This window comes from Sphingomonas sp., from assembly GCF_019746015.1.
Lineage (GTDB): Bacteria > Pseudomonadota > Alphaproteobacteria > Sphingomonadales > Sphingomonadaceae > Sphingomonas.
Genome location: NZ_JAIESM010000077.1, coordinates 13,629 through 30,050 on the forward strand (window position 1 = coordinate 13,629; position 16,422 = coordinate 30,050).

Genomic DNA, 16,422 nt, shown 5'->3' on the forward strand with positions numbered 1-16,422 from the left:
CGCCCGCTATATGTCGAGCCGGCCGCGCGGATTGCCCTGGTCGCGGCCGGGCCAGGTCCGCACAAATTCGACCAGCGCATCATCGGCCACCGGCAGATCGACCATCAGCGTGACCAGCTGGTCGCCCCGACCGCCGCCCTTCTGGTGGAACCCCTTGCCCTTCAGCCGCAGCACCTTGCCCGAGCTGGAGCCCTTGGGGATGGTGAGCATCACCGCGCCCTCCACCGTCGGCACGCGCACGCTGGCGCCCAGTACCGCCTCGGCCAGGCTGATCGGCAGGTCGAGCCGGACATCGTCGCCCTCGCGCGTGAAGAAGCGGTGCGGCAGAATGTCGATGGTGACGATCGCGTCGCCCGCGCCGCCGGGGCCGGGCTCGCCCTTGCCGCTCAGGCGCATCTGCTGGCCGCTTTCCAGGCCCGCCGGCAGTTTCAGATCAATCGTCTTGCCGTCGCGCAGCATGATCCGCTGCGGGCTGAGCGTCGCTGCCTCGACGAAGGAAACGGCCAGCTTATAGGCGGTGTTGGCGCCCTTGGCCGCCGGGCGCCGGCCAAAGCCGCTGGAAAAGCCGCCGGCGCCAGCACCAGCACCAGCGCCCGCGCCGCGCCGCCCGCCGAACAGCCCTTCGAAAATGTCGCCGAAATCGGCATCGCCACCGACGTCGAAGCCCGCGCCGCCGGGGGAAAAGCCGCCCCCGGTCGGGCCGCTGCCGCCGCTGCTGCGAAAGTTGAAGGGGTTGAGCGGGTTGCCGTCCCCGTCAATCTCGCCGCGGTCGAAACGGGCGCGCTTGTCCTTGTCGGTCAGGAAGTCATAGGCCGCCGTCACCGTCGCAAAGCGTTCAGATGCCTTGGGATTATCCTTGTTGCGATCGGGGTGCAGTTCTTTGGCGAGCTTGCGATACGCCTTCTTGATCTCCGCCTCGTCGGCGCTGCGCGCCACACCCAGCACGTGATAGGGATCTGCCATATAGTCTACTTAGCCTTTCGCACGCGCCCTATGTGCGCATTTTGGCCGCGATGCGCAAACGCCTAAAAGCAGGTTTGGAAATGCATCTGCGATGCATTTCGCACGGCGCCGGCCCGCTCCCCTGCCCGGCCACCCAGTAGAGTATTATGTGGGTGGCCGGGCGGGGGAGCGGGCCGGTGCCGTTCAAAATTGGCCCTTTCGCCAATTTCCAAACAGCGCCTAAAAGCTGGAAAGCATGGGTTGCCGGGGCTAGAGGGCAGCGCATGACTGATCCGATCGCGCTGTTCGACGCCTGGTTCGCCGAAGCCAAGGCGAGCGAGCCCAACGACCCCAATGCCATGGCGCTCGCCACCAGCGATGCAGAGGGACGACTGGGGCTGCGCATGGTGCTGCTGAAAGGGCATGGGGCGGACGGCTTTGTCTTCTACACCAACCAGCAGAGCCGCAAGGCGGGCGACCTAGCCGCCAATGCGCAGGCCGCGCTGCTGTTCCACTGGAAGTCGCTGCGCCGCCAGATCCGCATCGAAGGGCCGGTGACGACCGTCAGCGACGCCGAAGCCGATGCCTATTTCGCGAGCCGAGGCCGCGATTCGCAGCTGGGCGCCTGGGCCAGCGACCAGTCGCGCCCGCTCGACTCCCGCGCGACCTTCGAGGCGCGCTTTGCCGAGGTGCAGCAGCGGTTCGCGGGTGGCGCGGTGCCGCGCCCGCCGCACTGGTCGGGCTATCGCGTCGCGCCCCGCCGCATCGAATTCTGGCAGGACCGCGAGCACCGCCTGCACGAGCGGCGGCTGTTCACGCGCACCGATGAGGGGTGGGAGGAAGGGCTGCTCTACCCTTGACCACCGCCAACCACCATGACGAGCGGCACGCCCGCCAAGCCGCCATGGGGCGCCTTGCCCAGCACGCGGCGATGGCCAGCGTCGCCACCGCGCTGCTGCTGCTCGGCCTCAAAGGCTATGCCGCCTGGGTGACGGGATCGGTGGCGATGCTCGCCTCGCTGGCCGACACCGCGCTCGACCTGGTTGCCTCGGCGATGACGCTGTTCGGCGTGCGCTTTGCAGCACTGCCGCCCGACCACAATCACCGCTTCGGCCATGGCAAGGCAGAGGCGCTGGTCGCGCTGTTCCAGGTGGCGCTGATCGCGGCGTCGGGCCTGGCGATTTTCGCCCGCGCGATCGAGCGGCTGCTGGGCGGCGCCGCGACCGAGGACACCGGGTTCGGCATCGGTGCCTCACTCGCCGCCATCGTCATCACCGCCGGCCTGCTCGCCTATCAGCGCCACGTCATCGCGCGCACCGGCTCGGTCGCGATCCGCGCCGACCATGCGCATTATCAGGCCGATGTGGTGCTGAACGTCGCTGTCATTGCCACGCTGCTGATCGAGCGGCTGCTGGGCTGGGCGATGGTCGATCCGCTCGCCGGCATGGCGATTGCGCTGTGGCTGCTCTGGGGCGCGTGGCAGGGGTCGGCCACGGCGATCGACCAGCTGATGGACAAGGAATGGCCCGAGGAGCGCCGGCGCGATTTCGTCGCCGTCGCCAGCCGCCACCCGGAAGTGCGCGGCCTGCACGACCTGCGCACCCGCACCAGCGGCAGCCATGATTTCGTGCAGTTCCACATCTGGATGGACCCGGCGCTGAGCGTGGCCGCAGCGCATGATGTGGTCGAGCAGATCGAGCGCGACCTGGCGATTGCTTTCCCCGGCACCGAGGTGTTCATCCATATCGACCCGGAAGGGAAGATCGACCATCCCGGCAACGATCTGGTCGAGGCCGATCTGGTCGCCCAACTGAAGGAACCATGATGCGCCTGCCCATCGTTCAGATCGACGCCTTTGCCGACCGGCCGTTTCGCGGCAATCCGGCGGCGGTGATGCCGCTCGACGCGTGGCTGGACGATGACGTGCTGCTGGCGATCGCGGCCGAGAATAATCTCAGCGAAACCGCCTTTCTGGTGAAGGACGCAAGCGGCGCGGCCGATTATGAGCTGCGCTGGTTCACGCCGGCGGCGGAAGTGGTGCTGTGCGGCCATGCGACGCTGGCCAGCGGGCATTATCTGCTGAGCGGCGACAAAGCGCGGGAAACCGTTACCTTCCGCACGCGCAAATCAGGGATTCTGGAAGTGTCGCGCGACGGTGCGGGCTATCGCATGGCACTCCCCGCCTGGCGGGCCGAGCCCAAGCCGCTGCCGGCGATTCTGGCCGGGCTTGGCCTGTCCGGCGCGGCCGAGACGCGCTGGCACCCCCATCGCTATGGGCTGGTCGTGCTGGCGACGGCCGACGAAGTGCTGGCGCTGGAGCCCGATTTCCGCGCCCTTGCGCGCGAGGGCGACGTGCTGACCATCGTCACCGCGCCAGGCACCGACACCGATGTGCTGAGCCGCGTCTTCGCCCCCGGCGCCGGGATCGATGAAGACCCGGTCACCGGCTCCGCCCACTCCGTGCTCACCCCCTATTGGGCAGAGCGGCTGGGGCGGCCCTCATTCACCGCCTATCAGGCGTCGCGGCGCGGCGGCCATGTCGCCTGCCGGCTGGAGGGCGACCGCGCCATATTGGGCGGGCAGGCCGTCACCGTGCTGGAGGGCGTGTTCCTGCTCTGAACGCGCGCCGCGTTCAGGCCTTGGGCACCAGCTGGCTGACAACCCGGCCGATCGCCTGTTCCACCCGGTCGAGCCGGTCCTCGCGCGTGTTACCCAGGCGAACGAGCACATAGCCATGCGGCTTGCCGTCCGTCCCCACGCCCGAGAAGGTGACGACATATTGACCCAGATGCCCGTTCATCGAGGCAATGGGCGGCTGCCCGACGGCGTCATCGGGAAATGCGTTGAGCCAAGTCTGGCCGCCGTAGACATTTTTCTGCGCAGAGGGCGTTTTCATGAAGGCCAGCCAGTCGGGCGCGATGACTTCCTGCCCCGCCAGATTGCGCCCGGTCAGCAGCACCTGCCCCATTCGCGCAAAGTCCGACAGCGGCAGATGGATCAGCGAACCGCCGATCTGCGTGCCGCCGCCGTCAAATTCCAGAAAGACCCCGCCGACCCCGGCCGGTCCATAAAGCCGCGCCAGCGCAAAATCGCGATAGGCGCGGGCACGCACCTGGGGGTCGCGGCTGTCGGTCAGTGTCCGGGTGACGATCTCGGCCAGGATGATGGTGGTGAGCGAGCTATATTCGAATTTCTCGCCGGGCTTCGCCTCCAGCGGCGCGCCGATCGCGCGCGCGGCCATGTCGCCTGTGCCGGAGACGAACAGCACCTGATTGGTGTCCGATAGTTCGACCGGCTGACCCACTTCGGTATGCTGCAGGCCCGAGGCCATGTTGAGCAGCTGACGCAGCGTGATCGCCGCGCGCGGATCGCCGGGCTTGCGCCATTCGGCAATCGGGGCGGGGGCGTCGAGCTGCAGCTTGCCATCGGCCACCAGTTCGCCGACCAGCATTGCCGTCATCGTCTTGGCGGTCGACCAGCTGATGAAGCGGTTGGCGTCCGAATAGCCCGGCGCATAGCGTTTGGCGACGACCTCGCCATCGACCAGCAGGATCGCCGCGCGCGTATCGCCCTGGTCGGCGGCGAACAGCGGCGCCAGCAGATCGGCGGGCTGCGACGGCGCGGCGCTGGCACCGGCAAGCAGGGCAAGAGCGGGGATGAGCTTGCGGATCATGCCCGCCACGATAGAGTGGGCAGCGATGATGGCAAGACGGATCGGCCTGGGGGTGGCGGCCCTCCTGATAATGGCAGTGGCGGGTGGCTGGTTCTATATCGACCAGCGCCGGGCACAGCTTGAACTGGGCGTCGGCTATGGCGCGCGGGTGGCGTGCGCGTGCCGCTATATCGGCAATCGCCCGCTCGGCCAGTGCTACAAGGATTTCGAGCCGGGGATGGAAGTGATCCAGCTGGCCGACGATCCGGCAACGAAGACGGTCACAGCCTCCGTCCCGCTGGTCGCGTCACGCTCGGTCACCTTCGATCCGGTGCTGGGGTGCCAGGCGGCGCCGTTCCGGGGCACGCCGCTCAAGGTGCACTGAGCAACGGTTCAGGCGGGGGCGAGGTCGGCCGCCTCGGTCTCCACAATCCAGCCGCCGCCCAGCACGCGCTCGCCGGCATAGAGCACCGCCGCCTGCCCCGGCGCGACACCATATTCGGGCGTATCGAACACCAGCCGCCCGCCGTCGAGCCGCGCCGGCACCGGCCGGGCGAGCGAGCGCACCTTGGCGCTGAGCGGCCCGGCATGATCGCCGCCGATCCAGTTGATGCCGCTCAGCCGGGCGGCGCGCACCGCCAGCGCCCGGCGCGGGCCGACCACCACGCGCTGCGTCTCCGGCTCCAGCCGCAGCACATAGAGCGGCTCTGGCGTGCCGCCGATTTCGAGGCCCCGGCGCTGGCCGACGGTATAGTGGATCAGCCCCTTGTGCTGCCCCAGCACCCGGCCGGTCGCATCGACAATTTCGCCCCCGCGCGCTGCCTGCGGGCGCAGCTTCTTGACCAGCGACGCATAATCGCCATCGGGCACGAAGCAGATGTCCTGACTGTCGGGCTTGGCGGCGACGCCCAGGCCAAGCTCGGCCGCCAGCTCGCGCACGCGCGGCTTGGGCAGGCCGCCCAGCGGAAAGCGCAGATAGTCGAGCTGCGCCGGCGTCGTTGCGAACAGGAAATAGCTCTGGTCGCGCGCCGGGTCGGCGGCGCGGTGCAGCTCGGCGCCGGCCGGCCCCGGCACGCGGCGCACATAATGGCCCGTCGCCAGGCAATCCCCGCCCAGATCGCGCGCCAGTGCCAGCAGGTCGGTGAATTTGGGCCCCATATTGCATTTGATGCACGGAATGGGCGTGCGCCCGGCCAGATATTCGTCGGCGAAATCGTCGATCACCGCCTCGCGGAACGCGCTTTCATGGTCGAACACATAATGCGCGATGCCCAGCCGGTCGCACACCGCGCGCGCATCACGGATGTCGCGGCCGGCGCAGCAGCTGCCGGCCCGGCCGACAGCGGCGCCGTGATCGTAAAGCTGGAGGGTGATGCCGATCGTCTCCGCGCCGGTGCGTGCGGCCAGCGCGGCCACGACCGAGCTGTCGACGCCGCCCGACATGGCAACGACGATGCGGCGCCCGCGCAGGTCCGCCCCAAGCTGAAAATCACCTTCACTCATTGCGCGCGCACATAGGCGCTCTGGCCGCCGCTTGCAAAAGAAGCGCCGGGCACCCGCCTTTACGGCTCTTTCAACCATGGCTGCTACGGTCGACCAACTCTCTGTCTCAACGCGAAAAAAGGTTGATCCCGGCAATGGACCTAAGCGCCTTGCGATTCGATTCGGCGGAAGCGACGCCGGTGCCGGGGCTGGCGATTCTGCTCGCTGCCGCCGCCGCGCGCGCCGCCTCCAGCCCTACTGCGCGCCTTGCCGCCGGCGCATCGGCCAAGCCGGCAAGCGATCTTCTCCAGGCGCGGCGCGGCGCTTTCAATACGGCTGCGGCACAGTCGCTTACGGGCTGGCAAGAGGCATGAACGCGATGTTTACCCAGCCATTTCAATCGGCATTCAACTCCGGCTGCTATCGGTCGTTACACACAGTGATGGGCTCCCCCCGCCCAATCGAGGTTGATGGATGATCGAGAACCAGAAAATCCGCCCGGCAAAAGTCATCGGGCCACTTGGCGAACCGCTGACCATCGAGTCGCTGCCGCCGCCGTCCACCACGCGCTGGGTGGTGCGGCGCAAGGCCGAGGTGGTGGCTGCCGTCAATGGCGGTCTGCTGACCGTTGACGAGGTGTGCGAACGCTACAACCTGACCGTCGAGGAATTTGCCGGCTGGCAGCGGGCGATCGATCGCTCGGGCATGCCGGGCCTGCGGGTGACGCGCATCCAGCATTACCGCTCGCTCTACGAGCGCCAGCAGAAATACTGAACGCGCTCCTGCGCGCCAACGCCTTGAGCCGTCCGGCCAGCCGCCGGGCGGCTCAATGCTTTCAGGGCGGCCCGATTCCCTAACGGCTGCGCGCTGCCGCCGGCCCAGAGCATGGCTTGCGAATAATCATAAATCCGGGCAAGGGCGCGCGTGCTGATTGTCCTTGTGGACGGTGATATATTTCGATAATACAGCTGACGGGTCCGGCATGGTTGCACATGCCCGGCTAGGGTGATGCGACATGAATTACGAGACGGGTGTTATGGGGAATGATGCACGCTTGCTGACCGGTGAGGCCGGTGCCACGGCCCGGCCACGGCGCACATTGTGGCTGGTGGGGGCGGCAGCCGCGGTCGCGCTGGCTGGCGGCGCTTGGTACGCCACCAGCCATGGCAGCGCAAAGAGCGACCCGCTCGACAATGGCAACAAGCAGCAGGTGCCCAGCGTTACCGTGGAAATCCCCGGCAAGCGCCTGATCGACCGCGAGATTGCGGCAACCGGCTCGCTGGCCGCGCGCGTCGACATGCCCGTGGGCGTGGCCGGCGAAGGTGGCGAGGTGACGCAGGTGCTGGTCCAGCCCGGCGACTGGGTGCGCGCGGGCCAGGTGCTCGCCACGATCGACCGCTCGGTGCAGGTGCAGACGCAGGAATCGCTTGCCGCCTCGATCGCGGTGTCGCGCGCCGACGCGCGCCTGGCCCAGGCCGAGCTTGACCGCGCGCAGCAGCTGGTTGATCGCGGCTTCATTTCAAAGGCCGATCTGGACCGCCGCACCGCCACCCGCGACGCAGCGCTTGCCCGCGTGAAGGTGGCCGAGGCGCAGCTCAGCGAAACCCGCGCGCGCACCGGCCGCCTGTTCGTGCGCGCGCCTGCCGCCGGTCTGGTGCTGACCCGCTCGGTCGAGCCGGGTCAGGTGGTGAGTGCCGGCTCCGGCACGCTGTTCCGCCTGGCCAAGGATGGCGAGCTGGAAATGCGCGCGCTGCTTTCGGATACCGATCTGCTCCAGCTGCGCACGGGCGCGCGGGCGCAGGTGACGCCGGTGGGCGACACGCGCGTCTTCAGCGGCCGCGTGTGGCAGATTTCGCCCGTCATCGATCCGCAGACGCGCCAGGGCGTCGCGCGCATCGCGCTTTCCTACGACACGTCGCTGCGCCCGGGCGGCTTTGCGGCGGCGCGCATCACCAGCGGCACATCGGAGGCACCGCTGGTGCCGCAGTCGGCGGTGCAGAGCGATGACAAGGGCAATTATCTCTACATCGTCGGCGCCAAGAACCAGATCGAGCGGCGCGACATCAAGACCGGCCCGGTCTCCGACGCCGGCGTTGCGGTGCTCAACGGGCTTTCGGGCAATGAGCAGGTGGTGATGCTGGCCGGCGCTTTCCTCAATCCGGGCCAGAAGGTGGTGCCGGTGCGCCGGAAGAAGCAGGGCTGATGCATCCGTGGCGCCCTGGCCGACGTAGCTTCGCGCCAGGGCTAAAGCGTAACAGGGGTTAGGTGATGGGTTTCCGCAATATCTCGGCCTGGTCGATCCGCAATCCGGTGCCGCCGATCGTGCTGTTCGTCGCGCTGACGATTGCCGGCATGGTCAGCTTCATGCGGATGAGCGTGGCGGACAATCCCGACATCGACTTCCCCGCCGCGCAGGTCATCATCAGCCAGCCGGGCGCCGCGCCGACCGAGCTTGAAACCCAGGTCACGCGCAAGGTGGAAGCGGCCGTCCGCAACATCAGCGGCGTCGATGAAATCAATTCCAGCGTCAATGAAGGGTCGAGCAGCACCTTCGTCCAGTTCGCGATCGGCACGCCCGTCGACCGCGGGGTGAACGACGTCCGCAACGCCATCTCGCAGATCCGTGGTGACCTGCCCGACGGCATTCTGGAGCCGCAGGTGCAGCGCGTCGACATTGGCGGCGGCGAGATCGGCTATTTCTCGGTTTCCGCCACCGACATGACGCTCGAAGAGCTGAGCTGGTATGTCGATGACACGGTGTCGAAGCGGCTGCTGGCGGTGCCGGGCATGGCGCAGGTGTCGCGCCAGGGCGGGGTGAACCGCGAAATCCGCGTCATTCTCGACCCCGTGAAGCTGCAATCCTATGGCCTCACCGCCGTGCAGGTGAACCAGCAGCTGCGCTCGGTGAACCTGAACGCCGCTGGCGGCCGGGCCGAAATCGCGGGCTCCGAACAGTCGGTGCGCGTGATCGGCAATGCGCGCAGTGCGCTGACGCTGGCCAACAGCGAAATCTCGATTCCCGGCGGCCGGCGGATCAAGCTGGCCGATATCGCCGAGGTGAAGGACCTGTACGGCGAGCAGCGCTCCTATGCGGTCATGGACGGCCGCCAGGTGGTGGCGTTCGACATTCTGCGCGCGAAAGGCGCGTCGGACGTGTCCGTCTATGACGGCGCGATCAAGGCGATGCGCGAGCTGGAAAAGGCCAATCCCAAGATCAAGTTCACCCAGCTGTGGACCTCGGTCGATTACACCAAGGGCCAATATGTCTCCGCGATCGAGGCAATGATCGAGGGCGCGGTGCTGGCGGTGATCGTCGTGTTCCTGTTCCTGCGGGACTGGCGCGCGACGGTGATCTCGTCGATCGCGATCCCGCTGTCCGCCATTCCAGCCTTCTTCTTCATGGAATTGATGGGCTTCACGCTCAACTTCCTCAGCCTGCTGGCGCTGAGCCTGGTCGCGGGCGTGCTGGTCGATGATGCGATCGTGGAGATCGAGAATATCGTGCGCCACATGCGCATGGGCAAATCAGCCTATCAGGCGGCCATCGACGCCGCCGACGAGATCGGCCTGGCCGTGCTCGCCACCACCATGTCGATCGTCGCGGTGTTCCTGCCGGTTGGCCTGATGCCCGGCATTTCGGGCCAGTTCTTCAAGAATTTCGGCCTCACCGTCGTGGTCGCGGTGCTGATCAGCCTGGGCGTGGCGCGCATGATCACCCCGATGATCGCCGCCTATTTCCTGAAGGCACAGGGCCATGCCGAACATGGCGAAGGCATGTTGATGGACTGGTACATGGTGGCGCTGCGCTGGACGATGCGCCACCGCTGGTGGACCGTGGGCATTGGCGGCCTGTCGTTCGTGCTGATGATCGCGCTGTTCGCGGGCGTGCCGGGCTTGCTGAAGCCGCTGCCGCTTGCTTTCCAGCCGAAGATCAATTCGAACAACAGCCAGATCCGCATCACCATGGCGCCGGGCACCACCCGCGACCAGACGCGCGCGGTGGCCGATGAGGCGCTGGCGGTGGTGAAGCCCGCGCCCGATGTTCAATCGGCATTCGTCTATGTCAGCCCAGCGTCAGCCAGCATCTTCCTGACGCTGAAGAAGGAACGCACCCGCACCAGCACCGAGTTTGAGCGCGCCTATGCGCCGCAACTCGCCGCCATTCCCGATGCGCGCGTGTTCTTCCAGTCGCAGGGCGGCGGTGGCTCGTCGGGCCGCGACATCACCATCACGCTGGGCGGCTCGAACCCCGATCAGCTCAAGGAAGTCGCCAACCGGGTGGTCGAGGAAATGGCCACGATCCCCGAACTGCGCGCGCCGCGTGTGGTGGGCGATCTGCAGCGGCCCGAAATCACCATCCGGCCCCGGCTTGATCTGGCCGCCGATCTGGGCGTGACGACCGCCGCGCTCAGCCAGTCGATCCGCATCGCCACGCTGGGCGATATCGACCAGAACGCCGCCAAATTCTCGCTCTCCGACCGGCAGATCCCGATCCGCGTCGCGCTAAGCGAGGCATCGCGCCGCAATCTGTCGACCATCGAGAATCTGCCGGTGCCGACCACGAATGGCGGCTCGGTGCCGCTGAAGGTGGTCGCCGATATCGGCTTTGGCGCCGGCCCGACGCTCATCCAGCGCACCAACCAGACGCGGCGGATCAGCATCGGCGTCGATCTGGCGCCGGGCAAGGTAACCGGTGACGCGATGCCCAAGATCGACGCGCTGCCCTCGCTCAAGTCGCTGCCGGTGGGCGTCAGCCGGCTGACCATCGGCGAAGCCAAGTGGCAGGCCGAACTGCTGATCAATTTCGTGATCGCGGTGATTGCGGGCATCCTGCTGGTGTTTGCGGTGCTGGTGCTGCTCTACAAGCGGCTGATGCCGCCGCTGGTGAACCTGGCCTCGCTGCTGCTCGCGCCGCTCGGCTCGGCAATGGCGCTGCGGCTGACGGGCGACGCCGTCTCGATGCCGGTGTTCATCGGCCTGCTCATGCTGCTGGGCATCGTCGCCAAGAACTCGATCCTGCTGATCGACTTTGCGCTGGAGGAAATGGCCAAGGGCGTGGAACGCACCACCGCCATCCTGGACGCCGGGCACAAGCGCGCCCAGCCGATCGTGATGACGACGGTTGCCATGATCGCCGGCATGGTGCCGGTCGCCCTGTCGCTGAACGGCGATGGCAGCTGGCGCGCGCCGATGGGCGTGACGGTGATCGGCGGGCTGACGCTGTCGACCCTGCTCACGCTGCTGATCGTGCCGGCGAGCTTCTCGATCGCAGTCGGGATCGAGAATTGGGTCGGGCCGCGCCTTGGCCGCCGCCTGCTCACCTATCGCACGGGCGACGATGGCGTTCCGGCGATCGATCATGAACCCGCAAAACCGGTTGACTATCATGGCGGCGGCGGCCTGCCCCAGCCGGCCGAGTAAGCGCCGCTTGCATCCTTGCCCCAATCGGGGATGCTAGGGGGCATGGCCCGACGTGCGCCCCCGCCCCCACCGCCGCCGCCTGCCTTGGTGCGCATGCGGCTGGTGGCGGCGGCGCTGCTGGTGGCGATGGCGGCGCTGTTCATTGCCGCGCGCGCGATCGGCCCGGTGCACCCGGCGGTGGGCTTCGTACGCGCCTTTGCCGAGGCAGCGATGGTGGGCGGCCTGGCCGACTGGTTCGCGGTGACCGCGCTGTTCCGCCATCCGCTCGGCCTGCCCATTCCGCACACCGCGATCGTGCCGCGCAACAAGGATCGCATCGGCGAGGCGCTGGCGGCTTTCCTGCGCGACAATTTCCTGGTGCCGCGCGTCGTCGCCCGGCGCATGCAGACGCTCGACGTGGCGGGTGCGGCTGGGCGCTGGCTGGCCCAGCCGGCAGAGGCGGACTCGCGGCTGCGGATGGGGACGGCACGGCTGTTCGCCGATCTGCTCGACTCGCTCGATCAGGAACGGCTGGGCGGCATGGTGAAGGGGGCGATCGGCAGCCGGCTGCAGGCGATGCGCGCCGCGCCGCTGCTGGGCCAGGCACTGGCCGCCGCGATTGCGCGCGACCGGCACGTGCCGGTGATGAACAGCCTGCTGCGCTGGGCGGGACGGGCGCTGTCCTCCAACGAGCATGTCATCCGCGCGATGGTGCACGAACGCGCGGGCAGCCTGCTGCGCTGGACCGGGCTGGACGAGACGGTTGCCAACCGGCTGATCGACGGGCTCGACCAGCTGCTCTGGGACATGGTCGAAGACCCCGGCCACCCGCTGCGCATGCGGGTGGAACAGGGCCTGGCCGACCTCGCCCATGACATGCAGCACGACCCCGAGATGCAGGCGCGGGTCGAGGCGTGGAAGCTGGAAGTGATCGGCAATCCCGCCATGCAGCGCTGGCTGGACGGGCTGTGGGAGTCCGCGCGCGGTTCGCTGTTGCGGCTGACGCGCGATCCGGCGGCGATCCACAATGGCCGGCTCGGCGAAGCGCTGCAGCAGCTTGGCCAGACGCTGCAGAGCGACGCACGGCTGAAGGCCACGCTCAACCGCCTTGCCCGCCGCGCGACGGTGGGCACGGCCGCCAATTATGGCGATTCGATCGTGCGGCTGGTGTCGGAAACGATCCGCAGCTGGGACGCGCGCACCATCACGCTGCGGCTGGAAAATGCGGTGGGCCGCGACCTGCAGTTCATCCGCATCAACGGCACCATCGTCGGCGGGCTGGTGGGGCTGGTGCTCCACACGCTCGACGTGCTGCTCTAACGCCAGTCGCGCCGGGCCCAGCCCTTCTCCTCGGCGAGCCGTGCCAGCTGCCGGTCGGGGTTGACGACAAACCCCTCATCCGCCCAGCCCAGCGCCGGAGCATCCGAAATATGGTCCGAATAGAAGCGGATATGGGCGGCGGCGCGCGCCACGCCTTGGCCCGCCAGCCAGGCGACCAGCCGGTCATGCTTGGCCGGGCCATAGCAATTGGCCCCGCCCAGCCGCGCCAGCACGCGCCCCTCGGCATCGTGCCCGGCCTCGGTTGCGATGACGTCGTCGGCGCCCACCAGCGCCGCGATCGCCTCTGCATAGAAGCGCGGCGAGGCGGTGGCGATGATGATGCGATACCCTTCCGCCCGGTCCGCCGCGATCTGTGCGCGCGCATCGGCGAACAGCCCGCTGCGATCAAGCCGCCGGGCAAAGCCTGCGGCCACCCGCGCCATCCGCTGCGGCGCGGTGCGCCGGCCGATCATCAGCCGGTGCGTCACCTGCTTCAGCCGTGCCCGGTCGATGAGGCGCAGCGGGTGCCCGGCGGCAATCACCCCCGCCACCGGCAGCAGTGCCAGGCGGTGCGGTGCGTGCCGGGCAGCATAATGGACCAGAAACCGCGTCCAGGTGGGCGCGCGGGTAATCGTCTTGTCCATGTCGTAGATGGCGAATTTTTCCACGCCTGCCTTTTTGCAAGGCTTCGGCTTGCCGATCCAGTGGCTTTGCCGCAATGAAGCGGGCGATGAACGCTCAGGCCGACTTTCGACACGATACGATTGACGGCGGCGAGGCACTGCGCTTTTCGGGGCGGCTGTCGCTGTCGTGCCTGGGCGACTTTCCAGAGCGGCTGCGCAGTTTTGAGGGCAAGGTCGATCTGCTCGATCTGTCGGGGATCGACCGGATCGACACGGTGGGTGCCTGGCTCATCCACCGCTTCGCCGCCGAGCACGAATCCCGCATCGAGGGCTTGAGCCCCGAGGCCGCGCATCTGATGGCGCAGGTCGCCGCCGCCGACCGCGACATGGCGATGCGCCCGCCGCCGTCCAACTTCCTCATCAAGCTGGTCGGCGAAGTGGGGCAGGCATCCATCAGCGCGGTGACGACGCTGGCCGGGCTGCTCGGTTTCTTCGGTGCGACCGTGCTCGCCTTCCTGACGGTGCTGCGCCATCCGCGACGCTTCCGGCTGAACGCAACCGTGCGCCGGTTCGAAGTGGTCGGCATTTCGGCGCTGGGCATCATCGGGCTGATGAGCTTCCTGATCGGGCTGGTGATCGCCCAGCAGGGTTCGGTGCAGCTGCGCCAGTTCGGCGCGGAGATTTTCACCATCAATCTGATCGGCCGCATCACCTTGCGCGAGCTGGGTGTGCTGATGACGGCGATCATGGTCGCCGGCCGCTCCGGCTCGGCCTTTGCCGCGCAGATCGGCACGATGAAGCTGACCGAGGAAATCGACGCGATGCGCACGATCGGCGTCTCGCCAATGGAGGCGCTGGTGCTGCCCCGGGTGATCGCGGCGGTGCTGATGATGCCGCTGCTCGGCTTCTATTCGTCGGTCGTCGCGATCATCGGCGGCGGGCTGCTGTGCTGGGCCGCGCTCGACATTCCGCCCGTCACCTTCATCCAGCGGCTGCGCGAAGTGGTGCCGACGACCGATGTCTATGTCGGGCTGCTGAAGGCGCCGGTGTTCGGCCTCATCATTGCGGTGACCGGCTGTTTCCAGGGCATGCAGGTGGAAAGCGATGCCGAACAGGTGGGCCAGCGCACCACCTCTGCGGTGGTGCAGGCGATCTTCCTGGTGATCGTGCTCGATGCGTTCTTCGCGGTGTTCTTCACCTGGATCGGGTGGATCTGATGCCGGAGACGGTCATCTGCGTGCGCGGCCTGCGCAACGCCTTTGGCGAGCAGTTGGTGCATGACGGGCTGAACCTTGACGTTCAGCGTGGCGAGATTCTGGGCGTGGTCGGCGGCTCCGGCACCGGCAAGAGCGTGCTGATGCGCTCGATCATCGGGCTGCAGACGCCCGAGGAAGGCGATGTGCGCGTGTTCGGCGAGCAGACCATCGGCCGCGACGAGACCGAGGCCATTGCCATCCGCCGCCGCTGGGGCGTGTTGTTCCAGGGGGGAGCACTGTTTTCCACGCTGACGGTCGCCGAAAATGTGCAGGTGCCGCTGCGCGAATTCTACCCCGGCATTGGCCCCGCGCTGCTCGACGAAATTGCCGCCTACAAGGTGACGATGACCGGCTTGCCGCCCGATGCCGCGCCCAAATATCCGGCCGAGCTTTCCGGCGGGATGCGCAAGCGCGCGGGCCTGGCGCGGGCGCTTGCGCTCGACCCCGAACTGCTGTTCCTCGACGAGCCGACCGCCGGGCTCGACCCGATCGGGGCGGCCGCGTTCGACGAGCTGACCCGCTCGCTCCAGCAGACGCTGGGGCTGACCGTGTTCCTCATCACCCATGATCTCGATACGCTCTATGCGATTTGCGACCGGGTGGCGGTGCTTGCCGACAAGCGCGTGATCGCCGTCGGCACGATTGCCGAGCTGCTGGCACTGGACCATCCCTGGATCCAGCAATATTTCAATGGGCCACGTGGCCGCGCGGCCACTGCCACCACCGATCGGGCACGCCACGCCCGTCTTCTTGCCCAGCCGGAAATGGGGAACTGATGGAAACACGCTCCAACCAGGTGCTCGTCGGCTCGGTGGTCTTGATCATGCTGCTGATGCTCGCGCTGTTCTTCGTGTGGATCGCGCGGCTGAACGGCGGCGGTGACCGCGAGTACGACATCTTCTTCAAACAGTCGGTGACCGGCATCAACAAGGGGTCGAACGTTGCCTATGCCGGCGTTCCCTCGGGCGAGGTCCGCGAAATCGCGCTGTGGAAGGAAGACCCCGAATATGTGCGCGTGCGCATTGGCGTGAACGAGGATGTGCCGGTGCTGGAAGGGACGACCGCCACCATCCAGGGCGTGGGCTTTACCGGCGTCAGCGAAATCCTGCTCGATGGCGGGGTGAAGGGGCAGAAGCGGCTCGAATGCCCTAAGGTCAACCCGCTGGCCGATTGCCCGTTCGGCGTGCCGGTCATCCCCACGCGGCGCGGCGGGCTGGGCGCGCTGCTTTCATCAGCGCCGCAGCTGCTCGAACGGCTGTCGACGCTCGCCGGGCGGCTGAACGAAGTGCTTGATGACAAGAACCAGGCGTCGATCCAGGGCATTCTGGCAAACACCAACCGGCTGACCAAGTCGCTCGCCGACCAGTCGCCCCAGATCGGGCCGACCTTGGTCGAAACCCGCACCGCGCTGGCCAAGGTCGCGGTCGCCGCCGACCAGATCGGCAAGCTCGCAGAGACCACCAACGGCCTGGTGCGCGACGATCTGAAGCCTGCTGCCGCCAAGCTGGGCGGGGCAGTGGCCGCGGCGCAGCGCACGCTGGAAACGCTCGACGCGACGCTTGCTGAGGCGCGGCCGGGCGTGCGCGCCTTTGCGACGCAGACGGTGCCCGAACTAGGCCAGCTGGTGCGCGACCTGCGCGTGATGTCTGCGGCGCTGACCAGCGTTGCTGAAAAGATCGACCAGGGCGGCGCCGGCGCGCTGCTCACCCAACCCGCGCTGCCCGATTACAAGCCCGGCAAGAAATGA

At 67.7% G+C, this 16,422-nt stretch carries 16 protein-coding genes; 12 read left to right on the forward strand and 4 right to left on the reverse strand.

The genetic code is table 11. The annotated features are described in order from the left end of the window. Positions 1-6 precede the first annotated feature (6 nt). Positions 7-963, reverse strand: a complete 957-nt coding sequence (locus K2Y03_RS11025) for a J domain-containing protein (protein WP_294090738.1) — start codon at positions 961-963, stop codon at positions 7-9. A gap of 263 nt (positions 964-1,226) precedes the next feature. Here K2Y03_RS11025 and pdxH point away from each other — a divergent pair, with 263 nt between their 5' ends. Genes pdxH through K2Y03_RS11040 form a run of 3 tightly spaced genes read left to right on the forward strand, consistent with a single transcriptional unit; the run spans position 1,227 to position 3,561 of the window. After that, positions 1,227-1,802 carry a pyridoxamine 5'-phosphate oxidase gene (pdxH, locus tag K2Y03_RS11030; RefSeq protein ID WP_294090740.1) on the forward strand — a complete coding sequence of 192 codons (576 nt, stop codon included), beginning with the start codon at positions 1,227-1,229 and terminating at the stop codon, positions 1,800-1,802. Between the two features lie 44 nt (positions 1,803-1,846). After that, positions 1,847-2,767, forward strand: a complete 921-nt coding sequence (locus K2Y03_RS11035) for a cation diffusion facilitator family transporter (RefSeq protein WP_294090781.1) — start codon at positions 1,847-1,849, stop codon at positions 2,765-2,767. Further along, positions 2,767-3,561 carry a PhzF family phenazine biosynthesis protein gene (locus K2Y03_RS11040; RefSeq protein ID WP_294090742.1) on the forward strand — a complete coding sequence of 265 codons (795 nt, stop codon included), beginning with the start codon at positions 2,767-2,769 and terminating at the stop codon, positions 3,559-3,561. Before K2Y03_RS11035 ends, K2Y03_RS11040 begins: the two co-directional genes overlap by 1 nt. A 13-nt stretch (positions 3,562-3,574) precedes the next feature. Here K2Y03_RS11040 and K2Y03_RS11045 read toward each other — a convergent pair whose 3' ends face one another. Then, positions 3,575-4,615: a serine hydrolase gene (locus tag K2Y03_RS11045; RefSeq protein ID WP_294090743.1), complete on the reverse strand. Its 1,041-nt coding sequence runs from the start codon at positions 4,613-4,615 to the stop codon at positions 3,575-3,577. Here K2Y03_RS11045 and K2Y03_RS11050 point away from each other — a divergent pair. Next, the gene (locus K2Y03_RS11050) at positions 4,599-4,979 is read left to right on the forward strand and encodes a hypothetical protein (protein ID WP_294090745.1); all 381 of its coding nucleotides are present in this window, start codon (positions 4,599-4,601) and stop codon (positions 4,977-4,979) included. The genes K2Y03_RS11045 and K2Y03_RS11050 overlap by 17 nt on opposite strands. Positions 4,980-4,987: 8 nt before the next feature. Here K2Y03_RS11050 and mnmA read toward each other — a convergent pair whose 3' ends face one another. Next, positions 4,988-6,097, reverse strand: coding sequence for a tRNA 2-thiouridine(34) synthase MnmA (gene mnmA / locus K2Y03_RS11055; RefSeq protein ID WP_294090746.1), 1,110 nt, complete (start codon positions 6,095-6,097; stop codon positions 4,988-4,990). Positions 6,098-6,231: 134 nt separating this feature from the next. Here mnmA and K2Y03_RS11060 point away from each other — a divergent pair, with 134 nt between their 5' ends. From K2Y03_RS11060 to K2Y03_RS11080, 5 genes are all read left to right on the forward strand, one after another. Next, complete coding sequence (locus K2Y03_RS11060) at positions 6,232-6,450, forward strand: hypothetical protein (protein ID WP_294090748.1); 219 nt, start codon at positions 6,232-6,234, stop codon at positions 6,448-6,450. A 100-nt stretch (positions 6,451-6,550) separates the two neighbouring features. Beyond that, positions 6,551-6,850, forward strand: a complete 300-nt coding sequence (locus K2Y03_RS11065) for a DUF1153 domain-containing protein (protein ID WP_294090749.1) — start codon at positions 6,551-6,553, stop codon at positions 6,848-6,850. A 241-nt stretch (positions 6,851-7,091) separates the two neighbouring features. Next, the gene (locus tag K2Y03_RS11070) at positions 7,092-8,279 is read left to right on the forward strand and encodes an efflux RND transporter periplasmic adaptor subunit (protein WP_294090750.1); all 1,188 of its coding nucleotides are present in this window, start codon (positions 7,092-7,094) and stop codon (positions 8,277-8,279) included. Positions 8,280-8,344: 65 nt separating this feature from the next. Further along, on the forward strand, positions 8,345-11,497 hold the full coding sequence (locus K2Y03_RS11075) for an efflux RND transporter permease subunit (protein ID WP_294090751.1): 3,153 nt from the start codon (positions 8,345-8,347) through the stop codon (positions 11,495-11,497). A 42-nt stretch (positions 11,498-11,539) separates the two neighbouring features. Further along, positions 11,540-12,796, forward strand: coding sequence for a DUF445 domain-containing protein (locus K2Y03_RS11080; RefSeq protein WP_294090752.1), 1,257 nt, complete (start codon positions 11,540-11,542; stop codon positions 12,794-12,796). Here K2Y03_RS11080 and K2Y03_RS11085 read toward each other — a convergent pair. Next, entirely contained in the window at positions 12,793-13,464 is a 672-nt protein-coding gene (locus tag K2Y03_RS11085; protein WP_294090753.1) for an HAD family phosphatase, read from the reverse strand. The genes K2Y03_RS11080 and K2Y03_RS11085 overlap by 4 nt on opposite strands. 62 nt (positions 13,465-13,526) lie before the next feature. Between K2Y03_RS11085 and K2Y03_RS11090 the strand changes: the two genes are divergently transcribed. From K2Y03_RS11090 to K2Y03_RS11100, 3 genes are read left to right on the forward strand one after another with little or no spacing between them, the layout of a single operon-like run. Further along, positions 13,527-14,636, forward strand: coding sequence for an ABC transporter permease (locus K2Y03_RS11090; protein ID WP_294090754.1), 1,110 nt, complete (start codon positions 13,527-13,529; stop codon positions 14,634-14,636). Beyond that, a complete protein-coding gene (locus tag K2Y03_RS11095) occupies positions 14,636-15,451 on the forward strand; it encodes an ABC transporter ATP-binding protein (protein WP_294090755.1) in 816 nt (271 codons plus the stop codon). The genes K2Y03_RS11090 and K2Y03_RS11095 overlap by 1 nt, the downstream gene beginning before the upstream one ends. Then, on the forward strand, positions 15,451-16,422 hold the full coding sequence (locus tag K2Y03_RS11100) for an MlaD family protein (protein WP_294090757.1): 972 nt from the start codon (positions 15,451-15,453) through the stop codon (positions 16,420-16,422). Before K2Y03_RS11095 ends, K2Y03_RS11100 begins: the two co-directional genes overlap by 1 nt.

Coding starts and splice junctions, on each gene's coding strand:
- K2Y03_RS11070 (WP_294090750.1), top strand. CDS start 7,092: ATGAATTACGAGACGGGTGTTATGGGGAATGATGCACGCTTGCTGACC.
- K2Y03_RS11065 (WP_294090749.1), top strand. CDS start 6,551: ATGATCGAGAACCAGAAAATCCGCCCGGCAAAAGTCATCGGGCCACTT.
- K2Y03_RS11035 (WP_294090781.1), top strand. CDS start 1,847: ATGGGGCGCCTTGCCCAGCACGCGGCGATGGCCAGCGTCGCCACCGCG.
- K2Y03_RS11060 (WP_294090748.1), top strand. CDS start 6,232: ATGGACCTAAGCGCCTTGCGATTCGATTCGGCGGAAGCGACGCCGGTG.
- K2Y03_RS11050 (WP_294090745.1), top strand. CDS start 4,599: ATGAGCTTGCGGATCATGCCCGCCACGATAGAGTGGGCAGCGATGATG.
- K2Y03_RS11090 (WP_294090754.1), top strand. CDS start 13,527: ATGAACGCTCAGGCCGACTTTCGACACGATACGATTGACGGCGGCGAG.
- K2Y03_RS11040 (WP_294090742.1), top strand. CDS start 2,767: ATGCGCCTGCCCATCGTTCAGATCGACGCCTTTGCCGACCGGCCGTTT.
- K2Y03_RS11080 (WP_294090752.1), top strand. CDS start 11,540: ATGGCCCGACGTGCGCCCCCGCCCCCACCGCCGCCGCCTGCCTTGGTG.
- mnmA (WP_294090746.1), bottom strand. CDS start 6,097: ATGAGTGAAGGTGATTTTCAGCTTGGGGCGGACCTGCGCGGGCGCCGC.
- K2Y03_RS11100 (WP_294090757.1), top strand. CDS start 15,451: ATGGAAACACGCTCCAACCAGGTGCTCGTCGGCTCGGTGGTCTTGATC.
- pdxH (WP_294090740.1), top strand. CDS start 1,227: ATGACTGATCCGATCGCGCTGTTCGACGCCTGGTTCGCCGAAGCCAAG.
- K2Y03_RS11095 (WP_294090755.1), top strand. CDS start 14,636: ATGCCGGAGACGGTCATCTGCGTGCGCGGCCTGCGCAACGCCTTTGGC.
- K2Y03_RS11075 (WP_294090751.1), top strand. CDS start 8,345: ATGGGTTTCCGCAATATCTCGGCCTGGTCGATCCGCAATCCGGTGCCG.
- K2Y03_RS11025 (WP_294090738.1), bottom strand. CDS start 963: ATGGCAGATCCCTATCACGTGCTGGGTGTGGCGCGCAGCGCCGACGAG.
- K2Y03_RS11045 (WP_294090743.1), bottom strand. CDS start 4,615: ATGATCCGCAAGCTCATCCCCGCTCTTGCCCTGCTTGCCGGTGCCAGC.